Source organism: Pseudomonas sp. P5_B2 (assembly GCF_056400445.1).
Genome location: NZ_JBFULH010001519.1, coordinates 1 through 523, shown reverse-complemented (window position 1 = coordinate 523; position 523 = coordinate 1). Strand labels below are relative to the sequence as shown.

At 56.7% G+C, this 523-nt stretch carries 1 protein-coding gene; it reads right to left on the bottom strand.

Features of this window, described 5'->3' with window-relative positions; translation table 11 throughout:
* Window positions 1-2: 2 nt before the first annotated feature.
* On the bottom strand, window positions 3-523 hold a 521-nt coding region (locus AC1DRJ_RS32155), incomplete at its 5' end, for an RHO alpha subunit C-terminal catalytic domain-containing protein (protein WP_477805632.1).

Here is a 523-nt window from a genome sequence, read left to right as displayed (position 1 = left end):
GCTTAAGCCTTCTCGTCGCTGTTGAGCAACTGACGTGCGGCCCACTTGTGGAAGTAGTGAGTCGGTAAATCCATTTCTGGTGAGAAGGCTCCGCCGTTGTAACCAGGCGAGCTGCGGCCTTTTTGCATTCCTTCAACGGAAGCAATATCCTCGGCGAACACCACTCGCCAGGATTCCATGACAGCCTTTCGAGCGGCTTCGTAATGCGGGCTGAGAGCCTCGTCGCCCACGAAGAACAAGCGCAAATGTTCAATCGTCTTACCCGGAGCAACCGGCTCAAGCATCATCGCGAAGGCGTGGTCGGCCTGGATACCCAGCAGTACGTTCGGGAAGAACGACACATACTCGGCGTTGCGCATACGGTCAGCCGGCCAGGACGGGAAAGTCGGCAGGTGGGTGCCGGCGACGTCCRACAGGTTGTAGGCAAGGCTACCTTGACCAGCGAACTGGTCGAATATGATGTTGTAGTGGTCTTCCAGGCGGGAATAGCTGTTAAGGCTTGGGTGAATCCATGGCAGGTGAT